Origin of the sequence: Pseudomonas sp. NPDC087690, from assembly GCF_044743175.1 — a bacterium.
In the GTDB taxonomy this organism is placed as follows: Bacteria; Pseudomonadota; Gammaproteobacteria; order Pseudomonadales; family Pseudomonadaceae; genus Aquipseudomonas.
This window is the reverse complement of the sequence record NZ_JBIUVX010000001.1, coordinates 47,657-64,811: the sequence shown is the minus strand read 5'-3', so window position 1 is coordinate 64,811 and position 17,155 is coordinate 47,657. Positions and strand designations below refer to the sequence as shown.

The window sequence follows — 17,155 nt, the reverse complement described above, 5'->3', positions numbered from 1 at the left end:
AAAAGACGCTGCCTCGGAAACGCCCTACAACAATTAAACAGAAATTATCGAAGCGCACAGAAGTAGCCGTTTGATATTGCACAGGACAAATAGAATGCACAGACATGGCTCATTCCTTGAGATGAAAGTAATCATTCAATTATCAGGGCTTATATGACGATTAGAAGATACAGATCGAAAGCAAAAACCAGTTCAGTTGCTGAACGGCCGCACAGGCGAAACCAGGCAGGCTTTCATTTGGGGAGGGATAAACACAGAAGAGTCCGTGGGGTCACGGACTCTGTTCAGCAGGGTCAGGCAGGTTCGATTTGCAGTGCGACCCGCTCGCGGCATGGGCATTCGTCCATGTAGCGATGAGCTTCGACGAACTCGTTGAACGGGAACACCCGGGTCTTCAACGGCTCCAGCACTCGATCGGCTGTCAGCTGGTTGATGTCACGCAGGGCACGTTGCAGCGCGACATGATCCTGAGTGATGCCAAGTTCTGGCTTGCCGGTGAAGTTGCCGATGCAGTGGACGAAGAACTGAATGTTCTTCTGGAACGCTGCACACGCCGGGAATGGCGTCTGGTTACCACCTTGCAGGCCATACAGGACAAGACTGCCGCGCGGTGCCAGGACGTCGCCGAGCAGCGACATCTGCGGGCCACCCAGACCGTCGAACACCACGTCAACACCACGGTTGTCAGTGATCTTGTTGACGCGCATCAGCAGATCTTCTTCCTCGGTGACGATGACTTTCTCGGCGCCCAGGGACAGCAAATATTCACGTTCTTGCGCTGACTTCGTCGCGGCAATCACCCGTACACCCATGGCCTTGCCCAACTGGACAAAGGACGGACCGGCGCAATGGCTGGCGTCAGTGACCAGAGCAAACTGCCCCGGCTTGACCCGTGCGAGATCGGCGTAGGCAAAGTAGGCAATCAGCAGCGGCGTGTAATGCACGCTGGCTTCGATCGGGCTGAGCACGTCCGGATAGCGGGTCAGCGCAGTGCGTGGCAATACGATCTGCTCGCCGTAGACAGGGTAGTCGTTCGGGCTTTCAGCCGGAAAACTGGCGACCTTGTCACCTACGGACAAGTCCTCGACATTGGCACCGACTGCGGTGACGACACCGGCCATCTCATGGCCAAGGCCCGAAGGCAGGCGAGCCTGAGACGAGGCCAGGTTCTGACGCCAGAGCGTGTCATACCAGCTGATGCCGATCGCTTCGACACGCACCTGCACTTCGCCAGGACCTGGCTGAGCGGCCGCATGCTCTTCGCATTTGAGCACCTCGGCGGGACCAAACTTGTGAAAACGGATCGTGCGGGACATCGCAAACCTCGTCAAAGTAACCTCTAATGCCATGAACTCTATCTGGGCTTTCGACCCAAGACTATCAGTGGCTATTAATAGTCGACATGCCTGTCATTGATTCCGCAGTATGGGCGGCATTGGCAAAACCCATGAAAAACTGCTGCCACCGTCTCAGTAAAGCTGAATTTTCCGGTGCAGAGTACCAGCCTTTCACCGTAATATTCATGCCGGCCATTGTTCTCATATGGCCGCTCTCGTCAAGCTTGATGACTCTGCCAGGACTCCAGATGAATCGTAATGACCTGCGTCGTGTCGACCTGAACCTGTTGATCGTATTCGAAACATTGATGCACGAACGCAGCGTGACCCGGGCGGCGGAAAAGCTGTTTCTCGGTCAACCTGCGATCAGTGCGGCGCTCTCGCGCCTGCGTAGCCTGTTCGATGACCCGCTATTTGTACGCACCGGGCGCAGCATGGAACCGTCTGCCCGCGCGGTGGAAATCTTCGCCCTGCTCTCGCCGGCCCTCGATTCGATTTCGACCGCCGTCAGCCGCGCGGCCGAATTCGACCCGGCGACCAGCACATCGGTATTTCGGATCGGTTTGTCCGATGACGTCGAATTCGCCCTGCTGCCGATGCTGCTCAAACGTCTGCGTGCTGAATCGCCGGGGATCGTATTGGTGATCCGTCGCGTCAATTACATATTGATGCCGGGCCTGCTGGCCTCCGGCGAGATATCCATTGGTGTCAGCTACACCACCGACCTGCCGGCCAACGCCAAGCGCAAGGTCTTGCGTCGCAGCGCGCCTAAACTGCTGCGCGCCGATACCGTGCCGGGGCCCCTGAGTCTTGATGACTATTGCGCGCGGCCACATGCGCTGGTCTCGTTTGCCGGCGACCTCAGTGGGTTTATTGATGAAGAGCTGGAGAAACTGGGTCGCAAACGGCATGTAGTGCTGGCCGTGCCGCAGTTCAACGGGTTAAGTACGCTTTTGGCGGGCACCGATATCGTTGCGACCGTGCCGGATTACACGGCGGATGCGCTGACAGCGGCTGGCGGTGTGCGAGCGGAGGATCCGCCGTTGCCGACGCGTACGTTTGAGCTGCATATGGCTTGGCGTGGGTCGCAGGATAATGATCCGGGGGAGAGATGGTTGCGGTCGCGGATTCAGATGTTTTTTGGGGATCCGGATAGTCTTTGAAACAAGGGTCGAGATCCTGTGGTTCGGTCCCGGGTAGCTGTCGCTTGATGCGCGTAGCTATCCTGTTTGATCATCGCAGGCTCCCCTTCAACGTTTTAGCGTCCGTCAGAAGGTATAGGCCTACAGAGTCACTTTGGTGTCTCACCTTCCAGCAGAAATTGATACAAGGAGCAAATATCCTGACTCCTCGATACCAGGTACTTCTCTTGCATACGACGGCGTATGACATGATCCGTATCTAGTGCTGCCCTTTTGTCACTGCCACTCAGTAGGTCAATGTAACTATCCACGTAGGGCTTCATCCCGACAACTCTCGCCACACCGTATACAAGATCACCTCCGACGGCCTGCTTACTGGCACTTTCTTGCAGTATCAACAGCCGCCAAGGTGTTTCACTGGAAAACCCTTGGACAAACCTGTCGATATAACCCGCCTTCTCTAAAGTTGTGCAGTTTGTCACCCATCTGTCTCTTCGAATCCAGTACGACAGATCAGGATCACACCTACGCACTGCTGGAAAGTGGCCAAGTAATCGGCTGTATCGGCACGCGTTCAGAGCCGATGCGTGAGATACTTTGCAGAGTTGCTGGGCTCGATGCGTTATCAACTGGTGGCATCACCAGACTTTCAACAACGCTGGTTTGCCAAGGGCCTGAATCGCTCTGCTGCGCGCAAGGCACCAGTATTTGCCTATTCTCGCAAGGACACATTGCAGTCTGATTTCGTGCAGTCACGCTTCGGCCTGCACGCAGACGCTTATCCCACTCACTAATTGTCACTTCCAGAGGCACGCCTGAAAGCTATCCGCCGAGGGCTGGGTTATGGAATGGTGCCGTATATGCAGGTCAGCGATTTGCTGAAAAGTCGGGATCTGGTGGATGTGGCCCCGGGGCATTTCACCGATATCGAGCTTTATTGGCATGCCTGGGAACTGCAATCGCCACGCATGGAAGCACTTTCCGAGCGTGCGGTCCATGCCGCGCGGCGTACCTTGAGCAGCAAGGGCCCGGTAAAGCGCTCCACCATGCCGAAGAAGTAGCTGGCGCCCGGCGGTGATGGGATCAGGACCGTGTCGAGCACTGGTATTGATCAGCGTATGCCTTGATCAGCTCGGTGGTCGCCAGCGTACGCACACGCAGCGGCGGGTCCCAGGCCGGTTCGCCGCGAAACTCGAACCATGACTCTCGCTCGCCCGGCAACCACATCTCCAGCCAGACTTCGTGCTCGCTCAACCCCTCTTTGGCCAGATGGTTATGCAGTAGCAGCCCGTAGGCCTCCAGATTCAGAAAGTCCCGCTCTTCCTTGGCGAGCTCAGCATTCTTGCTCCACTTGGGCCGTTTTAAAGTAGCCTGCTCGTAGTATTTGAAATCCACCACCGTCCAGACTTCACCCTCCTGCTTGACCAGATCGGGGCGCCGTTTGATGTGGTTGCGAGCGAAAATCCTGTAGCGCTGCTTTTGCCAGCGGGCTAGCGTCGTGGCATCGGCTATTCCAAGTGGCAGATGCTGATCATCGCAAGTCTGGAAAGCTTCGAGCCTGCCTTCACCTTCGCTCAATCCATGACACAAACAGACTGATTCCCAGACTGCCCAGAATTTTCCAACGCCCCATATCAGCCCGGTGTCCTGGTTGCTTTGTGTACCTGCATGCAGGTATCGCTCCAGCGCATCGTGCAACTGATAATAGTGAGCGTCGCGAGGTGCCGCGCAGCGGTCGATACTTTGCAGCAAGTGGCGCAGATGGCTCAGGCTGCGCTGGCGTGACAGCGCATCACCGCAATAGAGCGAGTCTTCGGCGCTGAGGTAACAGTGGCGGAAATCTTGCGCCAGCGCTTCGCCTTCAACAACGAAACTGCCCCAGGCACATCGGGGATCGACTTTGAGAAAACCCCGATAAAAATCCAGCGCCAGAAAGCAGTAAAGGCCGACGATATCCGCCTTGCCAAACTGACCGAACCGACGGTCTTGCTGGATCGACTCAAAGTAAGCCGCGCCTCGTTGATCAAACAGCGCACGATGCAGATGTCGATCAAAACGGCGATATGGGTTATCGACACTGCGACCGCGCCGCTCACACATTGAAAGCAGGCTGCGTGGGTCGGCACGATCGAACAACTCGTCCAGCGCCAGCGCGTCGTGGAACGCCATTCCGTCGTCAGCCCGCTCATTGCCCTTGTCATCGGCTTCGACACCATCATGGGCTGTCAGCACCTCATGCTCGCGCTGGGTTCGGCGAAACACTACGAAACAACGGTAAAGCAGCGACAACGCCTCAGCGCTGTTCACTTCGCTCATGCCATGGGGCACCTTCAACAGATAGCGCCCATCCTTTTCGCGAAACAGTCCCACCTCGCCGTCGCTTTCGACTCGTTCAATGTCGTCGAGCAGCATCGTCAGGCCTCGTCGGATGCAGGCAATGCATCATCTTCCAGATCCAGGGCAGCCTCAACGAACGCGGCGCTTAGTAGTTCGTGGATATCAGGGGGTGGGCACAAGCATTTAATGAACTCGTCGACCCGCGTGGCAAACTGCCCGAAGGTGCGCAGCTCACGCTGTTCGATTGCGAGCAGCGTACACAACGGGGACCGGTCACGATCAAAGACGTTGTCCCACAAATAGAGGAACAACTTGCCCACGATATCGGCGCGCTCAATGCGGTGAACTTCAGAGTGCAGTTTGAACCTGGCAAGCTGCTCTAAATAGTCTTCGATAATCAGACCTTTGGTGTCCGACTTGAACTTCTTTGGAGAGGTCTTTGAACAGTAGTACTGATTTGCATGGCCGGAACTGGAACGGATTTTTGTGAACTTGAGTTCAGCTTTTGGATCATGGCCACCCTCCTTCAGCAAGCGCTTGCGATTGGCTTCGGACATTTTGTCAGCCAGCGTCTTCAAGTCATCGTCGAACGCTCTGCTTTGCCGAACACCGCTGGCGGGGTCGCCAATCATGCCGGTCGCGGCAATGAGCTTGTTCAGTTCTTTTGGGTAGACATCGGCCAGAGTTCTATCCGGCTCGCGCCTGCCTTTGATAAACCAAGGCCCCACCAGCTTGTCATCGAGCCTTGGGGCTGTGCAGCGGTCTCGAATGAACTGGTTCAGCGCGGTGACGAATGTCTCCCAAGTCAAATGATGTGCTGACGGCATGAGAGCCTTTTTCTGGCTGGCCGGCACGTCATTGCTGAACTCTTCAGCACAGAATTCAAAATGCCAGCGACGCTTGAACGCCGAGTCCATAAAATACACGGATTCGTCGCTGGTGTTCATCGTGCCGATCATGATCAGGTTCGGCGGCAAGCATAACTGACGCTGCTTCAGCGTATCCGCCAGTCGCTTGTTCAAATCGGGAAAAGGACTGTTGTGGCCGAGCAGTGCAAGCTCGGCCTCAAGCGCATCGATCACCAGATCGGAAACACTGATCGCATAGCTCGACCAGCCCTCATCATCACGATCAAGCAACTGGAACACATCGCCAAAAATTTCTGCGCAATTACCGCGGTTGATCTCATCGACAAGCAGCAATACGTTCTGCGATGCCTGACCGTTACTTGCCTGAGGCAGATGACTATAGGCAAGCGCCAACGCACGCAGGAAAGGCCCGGCGTGGACGCGATACTCGATCTGATTTTCCCGAGTTCTGGGCATCAATCGCGCAACGAATTCGCCGTAGCTGTAATCCGGATGAAAGGCGACTGGAACGATCTGCGCATCGTCCACGCCCAGAGCCTCGGCCTTTGTCGTCCGGGCCCGATGGCTTTTACTGGTGCCGGGCGGTCCGAACAGGATCAACTGATGCTCAACCATGAGTGCTCTTTCTCCTTGAGCGAATGAAACAGGAAATGGGTCGCGAAAAATAACATCATAGAGCCACTATTCAAATGCAATCATTTCATCTGCGGTCATGACCTTTGCACGCACCGCTACGCAGATTTGTCACCAAACAGATTTATAGCCCCCTAGCGAAATGTGCATGTCAGGCGCTTGCTCGGGACTTATAGGTCTTGAGGCTCTCAAAGGAGTGTTGAACCACCCACCACAGCGTCTACAAGGGCAAAAATGCGATTAGTGGCACAGTGCCTGATGACAAATTTGGTAATAAAGATTAACTTAGCGCCGCCTCGGCCTACGGAAGGTCGGGGATTTCGCACTCAGTTAAGGAAAACGATGGCAATGGTCTATTGTCGTGCTTGCGCCAAGGAGCTTCACGAAACGGCGCTCTCTTGCCCCCAGTGCGGGGCCAGCCAACAGGCCTTCGTGCCGCAAACGCAAGCCGAAGTACCTTGGCTAGCCATCGTTTCGATGATCCTCGGAATTATCTGCGCACTCACGCTCTTTGATGATTCCGAATGGGACGCTGAAACGATCCTCGGTGTTGGTTTTATCAGCATCGCCGGTCTCGCCTGCGGCATCATTTGCATCAACCAAAAACACTCAGGAAGAAACCTTGCGATCGCCGGCATCATTTTGTCTGGCCTTACCGCGTTGGTTTTGCTGTGTCTATCGATTGAATAATTTTAGGGAAAAAATATGAGCATGGTTTTCTGCCGCGGTTGCGCCAAGGAAATAAGCACTTTGGCCGTGGCTTGCCCACAGTGCGGGGCGCCTCAGGCAACCCAACAGTCCTATGCACAAGGCCCCGCCATTTCGACGGGCAATCCTTACCTTGAAGCATTGAAGAATTACGCGGTATTCAACGGTCGTGCTACGCGCCGTGAATACTGGTTGTTCTTCCTGATCAGCATGGGTGTTGCGTTCGTTATGGGATTCATTGACGGTTTTTTCAAAACCGGCGGGGTTCTGCAAGGTCTTTATAATCTGGCGCTGCTAGTGCCGAGCATTGCCGTTGGTGTACGTCGTATGCACGACACCGATCGTAGCGGCTGGTGGTTGCTGCTGCCAATCGTCAACCTGGTGTTCCTGGCGCAAGACAGCCAGCCGGGCCCGAACCGTTTCGGTCCGAACCGCAAAGGCATCAACTGATACACATCGGCATCTAGCTGATCGAGACGGCCTTCATGGCCGTCTCTTTGTTTCTGGCCTGCGGATTTGCACCGTGATTTGCTACGCAACGCATCATGAAACTTTCATCACGGATATTGATAGCCCCCTAACGAAAGACGCATACTAGAGGGCTCGTTCGGGTCTTATATCATTCCGAATGATAGTTACCTTTGCTTCATTCGATTCGTGCCATCACACCCCGCCGAGCATCATCCGCCCATCTTCAATACATTGGCGGATGCATCCATGGAACAGTCACTCAAACATTTGCGCTTCCCGTTGGCCTTGTTGGCCGTACTGGTGATGAGCGCCTGCGGCAAGACTCCGGAGACTGCCGCCACCGCGCCTGCTGCCAAAGTCAGCGTGGCCAAGGTAATCGAGCAACCGGTCAACGAGTGGGACGAATTCACCGGGCGCCTTGAGGCGCCGGAAACCGTTGAAATCCGTCCACGGGTCTCCGGCCAGATCGATCAAGTCGCTTTCACTGAAGGCGCGCTGGTCAAGAAAGGCGACCTGCTGTTCCAGATCGACCCGCGTCCGTTCCAGGCTGAGGTGCGCCGCCTCGAAGCCCTCGTAGCCCAATCCCGTGCCAACGCCACCCGCAGTGAAAACGAAGCTGGTCGTGGCGAACGCCTGCGTGCCAGCAACGCGATTTCTGCAGAGCTCGCCGACTCGCGTACCAGTGCGGCTCAAGAAGCCCGAGCTGCTGTCGGTGCCCTGCAGGCGCAGCTGGATCTGGCCAAACTGAACCTCAGCTTCACCCGCGTGACCGCACCGATCAGTGGCCGTGTCAGCCGTGCCGAAATCACCGCCGGTAACCTGGTGACCGCAGACACTACGCCGCTGACCAGCGTGGTTTCCACCGATCGCGTTTACGCCTATTTCGACGCTGACGAGCGCGTCTTCCTCAAATACACCCAACTGGCCCGTAACGGTCAGCGTGGCGCCACGACTCCGGTGTACATGGGCCTGTCCAACGAGGACGGCAATCCGCACCTGGGTCAGATGAACTTCGTCGACAACCAGGTCAACCCGAAAACCGGCACCATCCGTGGTCGCGCGGTATTCGACAACAGCGACGGCACCTACACCCCGGGCCTGTACGCACGACTGAAACTGGTCGGCAGCGGCACTTACAACGCCATGCTGATCAACGACGAAGCGGTCGGTACCGACCTCGGCAAAAAGTTCGTGCTGGTGATGGATGCGGACAACAAAACCGCGTACCGCGCCGTCGAACTGGGTCCGAAAATCGAAGGCCTGCGCATCGTCCGTACCGGCCTGAACAAGGACGACACGATCATCGTCAAGGGTCTGCAACGGGTTCGCCCTGGCTCGCCGGTCACCCCTGAAGTGGTACCGATGGCCAGCGAACAGACCATCGCGGCACTCGCTCAACAACGTCAAGCGCTGGAAGCCAGCAACCTGCCCAAAGTCGCCCCTGCCAAGGGTGCGTCCGGTGCGGTTGTGAAGCTGGCCGCCACGACCCCACGCGGTTAAGGGACGACAACTCCGATGAATTTTTCCCAATTCTTCATTTCACGGCCGATCTTCGCAGCGGTGCTGTCGCTGCTGATCCTGATCGCTGGTGCGATCTCGCTGTTCCAGTTGCCGATCAGTGAATATCCCGAAGTCGTGCCACCGACCGTGGTGGTACGTGCGAACTTCCCGGGTGCCAACCCTAAAGTCATCGGTGAAACCGTGGCCGCTCCGCTGGAGCAAGCGATTACCGGCGTCGAGAACATGCTGTACATGTCCTCGCAGTCGACCGCCGACGGCAAGATCACCCTGACCATCACCTTCGCCCTGGGCACAGACCTGGACAACGCGCAGGTGCAGGTGCAAAACCGGGTGACCCGTACCGAGCCGAAACTTCCCGAGGAAGTGACGCGCATCGGTATCACCGTCGACAAGGCATCGCCCGATCTGACCATGGTTGTGCACTTGACCTCGCCGGACAAACGCTACGACATGCTCTACCTGTCGAACTACGCGATCCTCAACATCAAGGATGAGCTGGCGCGTCTGAACGGCGTCGGTGACGTGCAACTGTTCGGTATGGGCGACTATTCGCTGCGTGTCTGGCTCGACCCGAACAAGACCGCTTCGCGCAACCTGACCGCGACCGATGTGGTCACCGCGATTCGTGAGCAGAACCGTCAGGTTGCAGCCGGTCAATTGGGCGCACCCCCTGCCCCGAATGCCCAGAGCTTTCAGCTATCGGTGAACACTCAAGGCCGTCTGGTCTCAGAGGAAGAGTTCGAGAACATCATCATTCGTGCAGGCGACGACGGTGAAATCACTCGCCTCAAAGACATCGCTCGCGTCGAACTGGGTTCCAGCCAATACGCGCTGCGTTCGTTGCTGGACAACCAGCCTGCCGTAGCCATCCCGATCTTTCAGCGTCCAGGCTCCAATGCCATCGACATCTCGAACGACGTTCGGGCGAAAATGGACGAGTTGAAGAAAGGCTTCCCGCAAGGCATGGATTACAGCATCGTCTATGACCCGACGATCTTCGTGCGCGGTTCGATTGAGGCGGTGGTTCACACCCTCTTTGAAGCACTGATCCTCGTGGTACTGGTAGTGATCCTGTTCCTGCAAACCTGGCGCGCCTCGATCATTCCGTTGGTGGCGGTGCCGGTATCGTTGATCGGTACGTTTGCGGTGATGCATTTGTTTGGCTTCTCGCTTAACGCGCTGTCCTTGTTCGGCCTGGTACTGGCCATCGGTATCGTGGTCGACGACGCCATCGTGGTGGTGGAGAACGTTGAACGGAACATCGAACTCGGATTGAACCCGGTGGAAGCCACCAAGCGCGCCATGCGTGAAGTGACCGGTCCGATCGTTGCCACGGCACTGGTGCTGTGTGCGGTGTTCATTCCGGCGGCATTCATCTCCGGTCTCACCGGGCAGTTCTACAAGCAGTTCGCACTGACCATCGCGATCTCGACGGTGATCTCGGCATTCAACTCGCTGACCTTGTCGCCAGCGTTGGCCGCAGTCTTGCTGAAAAGCCACGACGCGCCGAAAGACCGCTTTTCCAAAGCACTCGACAAGATCTTCGGTGGCTGGTTGTTCCGTCCGTTCAACCGCTTCTTTGACCGTGCCAGCCATGGCTACGTCGGCACTGTGGGGCGGGTTATCCGCAGCAGCGGCATCGCCCTCCTCCTGTACGCAGGCCTGATGGTGCTGACCTTCTTCGGTTTCTCCAGCACCCCGACCGGTTTCGTGCCGGGCCAGGACAAGCAATACCTGGTGGCCTTCGCGCAATTGCCGGACGCTTCGAGCCTGGATCGCACCGAAGATGTGATCAAGCGCATGTCTGATCTGGCGCTGAAACAGCCAGGCGTGGAAAGCGCCGTAGCGTTCCCGGGGCTGTCGATCAACGGTTTCACCAACAGCCCGAATGCCGGCATCGTGTTCGTGACCCTGAAACCGTTCGACGAGCGTAAAGACCCGAGCATGTCCGCCGGTGCAATCGCCGGGGCCTTGAACGGCCAGTTCGCCAACATTCAAGAAGCGTACATGGCGATTTTCCCGCCACCGCCGGTACAAGGTCTGGGCACCATCGGTGGTTTCCGCCTGCAAATCGAAGACCGGGGCAACCTGGGCTACGACGAGCTGTACAAAGAAACCATGAACATCATCAACAAGAGCCACAGCGTGCCGGAACTGGCTGGCCTGTTCACCAGTTATACCGTGAACGTGCCGCAGGTCGATGCCGCGATCGACCGTGAAAAAGCCAAGACACACGGCGTGGCCGTCAGCGACATCTTCGACACCCTGCAGATCTACCTGGGTTCGCTGTATGCCAACGACTTCAACCGTTTTGGCCGCACCTATCAGGTCAACGTTCAGGCCGAACAGCAGTTCCGCCTCGAATCCGATCAGATCGGTCAGCTGAAAGTCCGTAACAACAAAGGCGAAATGATCCCGTTGGCGACCTTTATCAAGGTCAGCGACACCTCGGGCCCGGATCGCGTGATGCACTACAACGGCTTCATCACCGCTGAAATCAACGGTGCCGCAGCCCCGGGCTACAGCTCTGGCCAGGCCGAAAAAGCCATTGAAAAACTGCTCAAGGAAGAACTTCCGAACGGCATGACCTATGAATGGACCGACCTGACCTACCAGCAGATTCTGTCCGGCAACACTGCGCTGTTCGTGTTCCCGCTCTGCGTACTGCTGGCGTTCCTGGTACTCGCGGCTCAATACGAAAGCTGGAGCCTGCCACTGGCGGTGATCCTGATCGTACCGATGACCCTGCTCTCGGCCATTACCGGCGTGATCATCTCGGGCGGTGACAACAATATCTTCACCCAGATCGGTTTGATCGTACTGGTGGGACTTGCTTGTAAGAACGCGATTCTGATCGTCGAGTTTGCCAAGGACAAACAGGAAGAAGGTCTCGGCCCGCTCGCTGCAGTACTGGAAGCCTGCCGTCTGCGTCTGCGGCCGATCCTGATGACCTCCTTCGCGTTCATCATGGGTGTGGTGCCACTGGTGTTCTCCAGCGGTGCCGGTGCCGAGATGCGTCACGCCATGGGTGTGGCGGTGTTCTCCGGGATGCTCGGGGTGACCTTCTTCGGCCTGTTGTTGACGCCCGTGTTCTACGTACTGATCCGTAATTTCGTCGAACGCGGTGAGCAGCGCAAAGCAGCCAAGGCGCTCAATCTTCAAAAGCCACTGGAGGCGCAACAATGAGTCTGAAAGTCTTCCTGCCGAGCCTGCTGGTGCTGGCCCTCAGTGCCTGCGCCGTCGGCCCCGACTACAAGACCCCAACCACGGAGGCGGCCAATATCACGGCCGCTACCGATGGCGCCGCCGGGCAAAAGAACTTCGACCGTTCGAAATTCGAAGGCATCTGGTGGCAGCAATTCGACGATCCGACCCTCAACCAGTTGGTGACGCAATCGCTGCAAGGCAACCGTGAACTGCGCGTGGCATTCGCCCGCTGGAAAGCCGCCCGGGCGATCCGCGACGACGCCAGCAATGACGCAATGCCAACCATCACCAGCCGCGCCAGCAGTGACTTGGCCAAGGGCCAAATCCCTGGCCAGACCACCAACCGGGTCAATAGCGAACGCTATGACCTCGGTCTGGACATGGCCTGGGAACTCGACCTGTTCGGGCGCATCCAGCGTAATCTGGAAGCCAGCGACGCCGACCAGCAAGCCGCTGAAGCCGATCTGTATCAATTGCAAGTCACCATGATTGCCGAACTGGTGGACGCTTACGGCCAACTGCGTGGTGCGCAATTGCGGGAAAAGATCGCCGTGGCCAACCTGAACAACCAGCAGGAGTCGCGCAAGATCACCATCAGCCTGCGTGACGCCGGTGTTGGCGATCAACTCGATGTCGAGCGTGCCGATGCACGCCTGGCTTCGGTCGAAGCCAGCGTGCCGCAATTGCAGGCGGAACAGGTTCGGCAGAAGAACCGCATCGCTACCCTGCTGGGCGAGCGCCCGGACAAGCTGACCGTCGACCTGAGTCCAAAAGACTTGCCAGCGATAGCCAAGGCCTTGCCGATCGGTGACCCGGGTGAACTGCTGCAACGTCGCCCGGACATTCTCAGCGCGGAACGCAACCTGGCTTCGGCCACGGCGCGCATCGGCGTGGCGAAAGCCGACCTCTTTCCTCGGGTCAGCCTTAGTGGCTTCCTCGGCTGGACGGCCGGGCGTGGTTCACAGATCGGTTCCTCGGCGGCCAACGCCTGGGCACTCGGTCCGAGCATCACGTGGGCGGCGTTCGACCTTGGCAGCGTGCGCGCCCGTTTGCGCGGCGCCGATGCTGAAGCCGAAGGCGCTCTGGCGACCTACGAGCAACAAGTGCTGCTGGCACTCGAGGAGTCGGAAAACGCTTTCAGTGATTACGGCAAACGTCAGCAACGCCTGATCTCGCTGATTCGTCAGAGTGAATCGAGCCGCAAGGCCGCTGATCTGGCTGAAATCCGCTATCGCGAAGGCACCACGGACTTCCTTGTGCTGCTCGATGCGCAGCGTGAGCGTCTGAACGCTGAAGACACTCAAGCCCAGGCTGAAGTCGATCTGTATCGCGGCATCGTCGCGATCTACAAGGCTCTAGGTGGCGGCTGGCAGCCGGAGACCGTCGCCAGCAAGTAATCGATTGTTAAAGAGCTCCTTTGGTTGGCCGCAACCAACCAGATTCTTTGCCCCGCGTATCATTCGGTCGCGGGGCTTTTTTGTGCCTGCCTAATACTCGAACCTTCTCCCTGTAGGAGGGGGTGTCAGGGCGCAGCATTGTCAGGGGTGTTCGACGGTGACCGTGGCGGTGGTGCCGGCGCGCAGGCGATTCTTGCCGGCATAGTCGGCGTCGATGGCGATCCGCACCGGCACCCGTTGCGCCAGTTTCACCCAGGTATAGCTAGGGTTGATGTTGGCCAACAATCGGCTGCCCGGGGCGTTTTCCCGGTCGGCAATGGCGAAGGCAATGCTTTGCACCGTGCCACCAAACGCTTCACCGCTCATCAACTGGATTCGTACCCGATCACCCTCTTCGATCCGCGGCAACTTGGTTTCTTCGAAATACCCACTGACATAGAACGATTCGCTGTCGACCAGCGCCAACAGCGCGCCGCCCGCTACCGCGTAATCGCCCTCTCGGGTCAGCAGATTGGTGATGTAGCCGCTGACCGGAGACTCGACGCGGGTGCGCTGCAAATCGAGTTCGGCCTGAGTCTGCGCAGCAATAGCCAACTGCACATTGGCCTCAGCCAGGCCGAGATTGGCCTGGTTGCGCAACAGATCGGCCTGGGCCACGGCCACGTCAGTGCTGGATTTCTCCCATTCCTCGCCCGAGATGGCGAAACCCTGCTTCAGCGTACGCCGCCGGCGCTCTTCACTCTGGCGCTGTTTGAGCAAGGCTTCACTGGAGATGATCGCTGCTTGCGACTGCCCCAATGTAGCCTTTGCCACTTCCACCGAACGCCGCGCATGCTCCACTGCCAGGGTGTAGCGCGCAGGATCGATCTCCATCAACAACTGGCCTTTGTCGACGTGCTGGTTGTCCTGCACCGCCAATCTGACAATGCGCCCCGAGACGTCTGCCGACAACGTCACCACGTCCGCCCTCACCCGTGCATCCCGGGTCCATGGTGCGCGGGTGTAATGCTCCCAGGCAAACCAGCCGAGCACGATGGCCAGAATCACCACTGCCACTGTCGTCAACCGCGCGAGTAACAATTTCAAGATGTCAGGCTCCCATCAACAGAATCAGCGTGGCACAAACGCAGGCATACAAGGCGCCTTCGAACAGGGCTTCATGCCAGACCCGCCGCAGTACGCCCATGCGCCGCAAGAGCCAGTCGAGCAGCATGAAAATCGGCATGGCCAGCAACAGCGCCTGAGCAATGGGCGGCAAGTAAACGCCGCCAATTTCGAAATCAATGGGCAATGGCTGGCGCTCCTTCCTCGATGTTTCGTTGCAAATGTTCACCATGACGCTGCAGAAAAGCCTCGACGATCAGCAATGCCACGCGCATGCGAAACACCGACCATAAATGCGCGTGACTGGCGACGTGCAACGCGTCCAGTTGCTCACCAAGGGTGTGCAGCGTGCCCAGCAACGGCGTCAGTTGCGCGTCCGCACGTCCGGCGACAAACCGCGCGGTCTGGCGCAATGCCGAAGACAATTGCTGACTGAAGGTTTGCGTGAGCAAAGTATTGTTCTGTGCCTGTTGCCGCAGTTGGTGCGTGGCCACCCCCAGTGCGACACAGGCCAGACTGATTTCATACAACTGCTGCATCGCCCGGTCATTTGCAGCAGGCAGCAGCCCAAGCATGCTCGTCAGTCGATCGGTCATCCGGCTCTCGAAGGCAAACTGTTGTTCGTCGGTGGCCGGCGCCTTGCTCAACTGATACACCTGCTCCCGCGCCTCGTTGTACAAGCGGCGAATGCGCAGCACCGGGCGAAACGGGAAAATCCACGCGTAAACGATCAAGGCAAGCATTGCCGCACTGACATAGGCACCGGCAAATTCAAACCATTGAATCGCAGTGTTCTGCCCGGTACCGATGTTCTGCGGGCCGATCATCAGGAAACTCGAGAGCCCCAGCCCCATGCCGATCCCCGCTGTTGCAGGGCTCGCGAGTCCCACTGCGATGACATACAACAATGGCGCCAGTAACAAGGCCAGGGGTTCGAAATCACTGACTGCCGGGACCAGCGCGAACTGGTAGAGCGCCGACACCAAAAGCGCCAGCCCCAGCCCGCGTGCATAACTCTGTGCGGCCATCAGCGGTCGCGGAAACGTTGCCATCAGCGAGCACAGGATCCCCACCAGAATCATCCCGCCCCGAGCGCCGTCCCATGCGGTTTCGATCCAGATCAGCCCGGCCACCAGCAGCGCTATAAAGGCACGGACGGCGTTCATCGAGGCCAGGGTGAAATCCAGATGCAGCGGGCTGGCCTGGCCGCGATACATGCAACTGGCCTCGCGTCCCTCCTGGATGGCCTCGCTCAATTCGAGGATCTGCTCCAGTTGCCGCAAAAGACGCGCCTGTTCCCAGCGCAGAGCCCACGCCAGGGAGCGCAGGGTCGCGCTCATCTCTTCAGTCAATTGTTCGGACTTGTAGGCAAGCTGTTCGAATTGCTGCTGCAACGTGACGAACTGGTGTCGTGCTTCGGCCGGTAACGCGCGGCCCTGCTGCGCCAACTGGTCGAGAAGTGCCAGTTCCTCTGCACGCAGGCGCTGGACGTCGAGTGGCAAATCCCCTTCCCAACGCTCGGTCAACAATTGCCGTTGATGACGCAGCGCCGTCAATCTTGAGGTCAGCAGCATCAATTGATTACCTAATAGCAGCACCAGATTGTTGGCACTGCGCAAACGCGGCGCGTCGAAATACAGATGCCGGCGTAATCCCTCCAATGCGCTGATTTCACCGAGCAATTGCATTTGCCGGCGCTGCAAATCGGCTTCGCTTTCTTCGGTGCGGATGACCGCAGCCGCGTGGCTGGCGACCAGTTTGATCACCTGATCGACCTTGGCGAAGTAGCCGCTGGCGACCGCTTCCGGCCGGGCCGTGAGCAGGCTCACCAAGCAGACATACGCCACGGCGAGCAAGGTTTCGGTAACCCGGGTAACGGCCAGCAGAAACGTGCCGTCCTGATCCGGGATCGCCAGCAACGCTACCACCACTGCGGTGTAACCGCTGAGAACGAACGCCTGGGAACTGGTGTAGCGCAGCAACGTGCCACCCGCCGTACACACTGCCAGCCATAACGCCAACGTTGTAATGAAGGGTAATGGTGCCTGCGGGAAGATCGCCATGAGCAATACCGCTACGGCGGCCCCGAGCGTGGTACCGATCACCTGGCCAAAACTGCGTGCCAGGGCCATTCCCGCCAAAGGCTGGCTGACGATGACCACGGCCATGATCGACCACTTGGGCTGGTCGAGGTCGAACAGAAACGCCAGATACAACGTCAGCAGCCCTGCCGCAATGGTGCGCAGAGCAAACAGCAACACGGCTCGACCGGGATGGATCACAGCATTGAAATAATTGAGCAGGGCTTGCATGGGCACACTCATCGAAGCGACTCCTGCAAGCGTAGACACTGCATCGAGAGCCTGACGGTTAACTGAGTCGACGCGACTTGTAGGGCGATTCGCATGCACGGGGTTTGACTCCCAGCC

14 protein-coding genes are annotated in these 17,155 nt (G+C 57.9%); 8 read left to right on the top strand and 6 right to left on the bottom strand.

Annotated elements, in window-relative coordinates; genetic code table 11:
• Positions 1-293: 293 nt before the first annotated feature.
• Complete coding sequence (locus tag ACIPIZ_RS00285; protein ID WP_064389887.1) at positions 294-1,316, bottom strand: zinc-dependent alcohol dehydrogenase family protein; 1,023 nt, start codon at positions 1,314-1,316, stop codon at positions 294-296.
• Positions 1,317-1,585: 269 nt separating this feature from the next.
• Between ACIPIZ_RS00285 and ACIPIZ_RS00280 the strand changes: the two genes are divergently transcribed.
• From ACIPIZ_RS00280 to ACIPIZ_RS00270, 3 genes are all read left to right on the top strand, one after another.
• Positions 1,586-2,500 (top strand): LysR family transcriptional regulator, encoded by a 915-nt coding sequence (locus ACIPIZ_RS00280; protein ID WP_034154182.1) that lies wholly within the window; start codon positions 1,586-1,588, stop codon positions 2,498-2,500.
• 596 nt (positions 2,501-3,096) lie between these two features.
• Positions 3,097-3,273: a hypothetical protein gene (locus tag ACIPIZ_RS00275; RefSeq protein ID WP_241091097.1), complete on the top strand. Its 177-nt coding sequence runs from the start codon at positions 3,097-3,099 to the stop codon at positions 3,271-3,273.
• 66 nt (positions 3,274-3,339) lie between these two features.
• Positions 3,340-3,540 (top strand): hypothetical protein, encoded by a 201-nt coding sequence (locus ACIPIZ_RS00270; RefSeq protein WP_401163220.1) that lies wholly within the window; start codon positions 3,340-3,342, stop codon positions 3,538-3,540.
• A gap of 22 nt (positions 3,541-3,562) precedes the next feature.
• Here ACIPIZ_RS00270 and ACIPIZ_RS00265 read toward each other — a convergent pair whose 3' ends face one another.
• Both ACIPIZ_RS00265 and ACIPIZ_RS00260 read right to left on the bottom strand, forming a co-directional pair.
• A complete protein-coding gene (locus ACIPIZ_RS00265; RefSeq protein ID WP_401163217.1) occupies positions 3,563-4,891 on the bottom strand; it encodes a hypothetical protein in 1,329 nt (442 codons plus the stop codon).
• A 2-nt stretch (positions 4,892-4,893) separates the two neighbouring features.
• Positions 4,894-6,300: an McrB family protein gene (locus ACIPIZ_RS00260; RefSeq protein WP_064389879.1), complete on the bottom strand. Its 1,407-nt coding sequence runs from the start codon at positions 6,298-6,300 to the stop codon at positions 4,894-4,896.
• Between the two features lie 360 nt (positions 6,301-6,660).
• On the opposite strand from ACIPIZ_RS00260, the gene ACIPIZ_RS00255 reads away from it, so the two are divergent.
• The 5 genes from ACIPIZ_RS00255 (at position 6,661) to ACIPIZ_RS00235 (ending at position 13,622) form a co-directional block, all read left to right on the top strand.
• On the top strand, positions 6,661-7,008 hold the full coding sequence (locus tag ACIPIZ_RS00255) for a DUF4190 domain-containing protein (RefSeq protein WP_105706228.1): 348 nt from the start codon (positions 6,661-6,663) through the stop codon (positions 7,006-7,008).
• 15 nt (positions 7,009-7,023) lie between these two features.
• A complete protein-coding gene (locus ACIPIZ_RS00250; RefSeq protein WP_064389877.1) occupies positions 7,024-7,476 on the top strand; it encodes a DUF805 domain-containing protein in 453 nt (150 codons plus the stop codon).
• Between the two features lie 267 nt (positions 7,477-7,743).
• A complete protein-coding gene (mexE, locus tag ACIPIZ_RS00245) occupies positions 7,744-8,997 on the top strand; it encodes a multidrug efflux RND transporter periplasmic adaptor subunit MexE (RefSeq protein ID WP_122660529.1) in 1,254 nt (417 codons plus the stop codon).
• A gap of 15 nt (positions 8,998-9,012) precedes the next feature.
• The gene (locus ACIPIZ_RS00240; protein WP_064389875.1) at positions 9,013-12,204 is read left to right on the top strand and encodes an efflux RND transporter permease subunit; all 3,192 of its coding nucleotides are present in this window, start codon (positions 9,013-9,015) and stop codon (positions 12,202-12,204) included.
• Positions 12,201-13,622 (top strand): efflux transporter outer membrane subunit, encoded by a 1,422-nt coding sequence (locus ACIPIZ_RS00235; RefSeq protein WP_122855751.1) that lies wholly within the window; start codon positions 12,201-12,203, stop codon positions 13,620-13,622. Before ACIPIZ_RS00240 ends, ACIPIZ_RS00235 begins: the two co-directional genes overlap by 4 nt.
• A gap of 141 nt (positions 13,623-13,763) precedes the next feature.
• Here ACIPIZ_RS00235 and ACIPIZ_RS00230 read toward each other — a convergent pair whose 3' ends face one another.
• Genes ACIPIZ_RS00230 through ACIPIZ_RS00220 form a run of 3 tightly spaced genes read right to left on the bottom strand, consistent with a single transcriptional unit; the run spans position 13,764 to position 17,038 of the window.
• Entirely contained in the window at positions 13,764-14,708 is a 945-nt protein-coding gene (locus tag ACIPIZ_RS00230; RefSeq protein WP_105706221.1) for an HlyD family secretion protein, read from the bottom strand.
• 4 nt (positions 14,709-14,712) lie between these two features.
• Positions 14,713-14,913 carry a DUF1656 domain-containing protein gene (locus tag ACIPIZ_RS00225; protein WP_064389872.1) on the bottom strand — a complete coding sequence of 67 codons (201 nt, stop codon included), beginning with the start codon at positions 14,911-14,913 and terminating at the stop codon, positions 14,713-14,715.
• On the bottom strand, positions 14,903-17,038 hold the full coding sequence (locus tag ACIPIZ_RS00220; protein ID WP_401164209.1) for an FUSC family protein: 2,136 nt from the start codon (positions 17,036-17,038) through the stop codon (positions 14,903-14,905). The genes ACIPIZ_RS00225 and ACIPIZ_RS00220 overlap by 11 nt, the downstream gene beginning before the upstream one ends.
• Between the last annotated feature and the right edge of the window lie 117 nt (positions 17,039-17,155).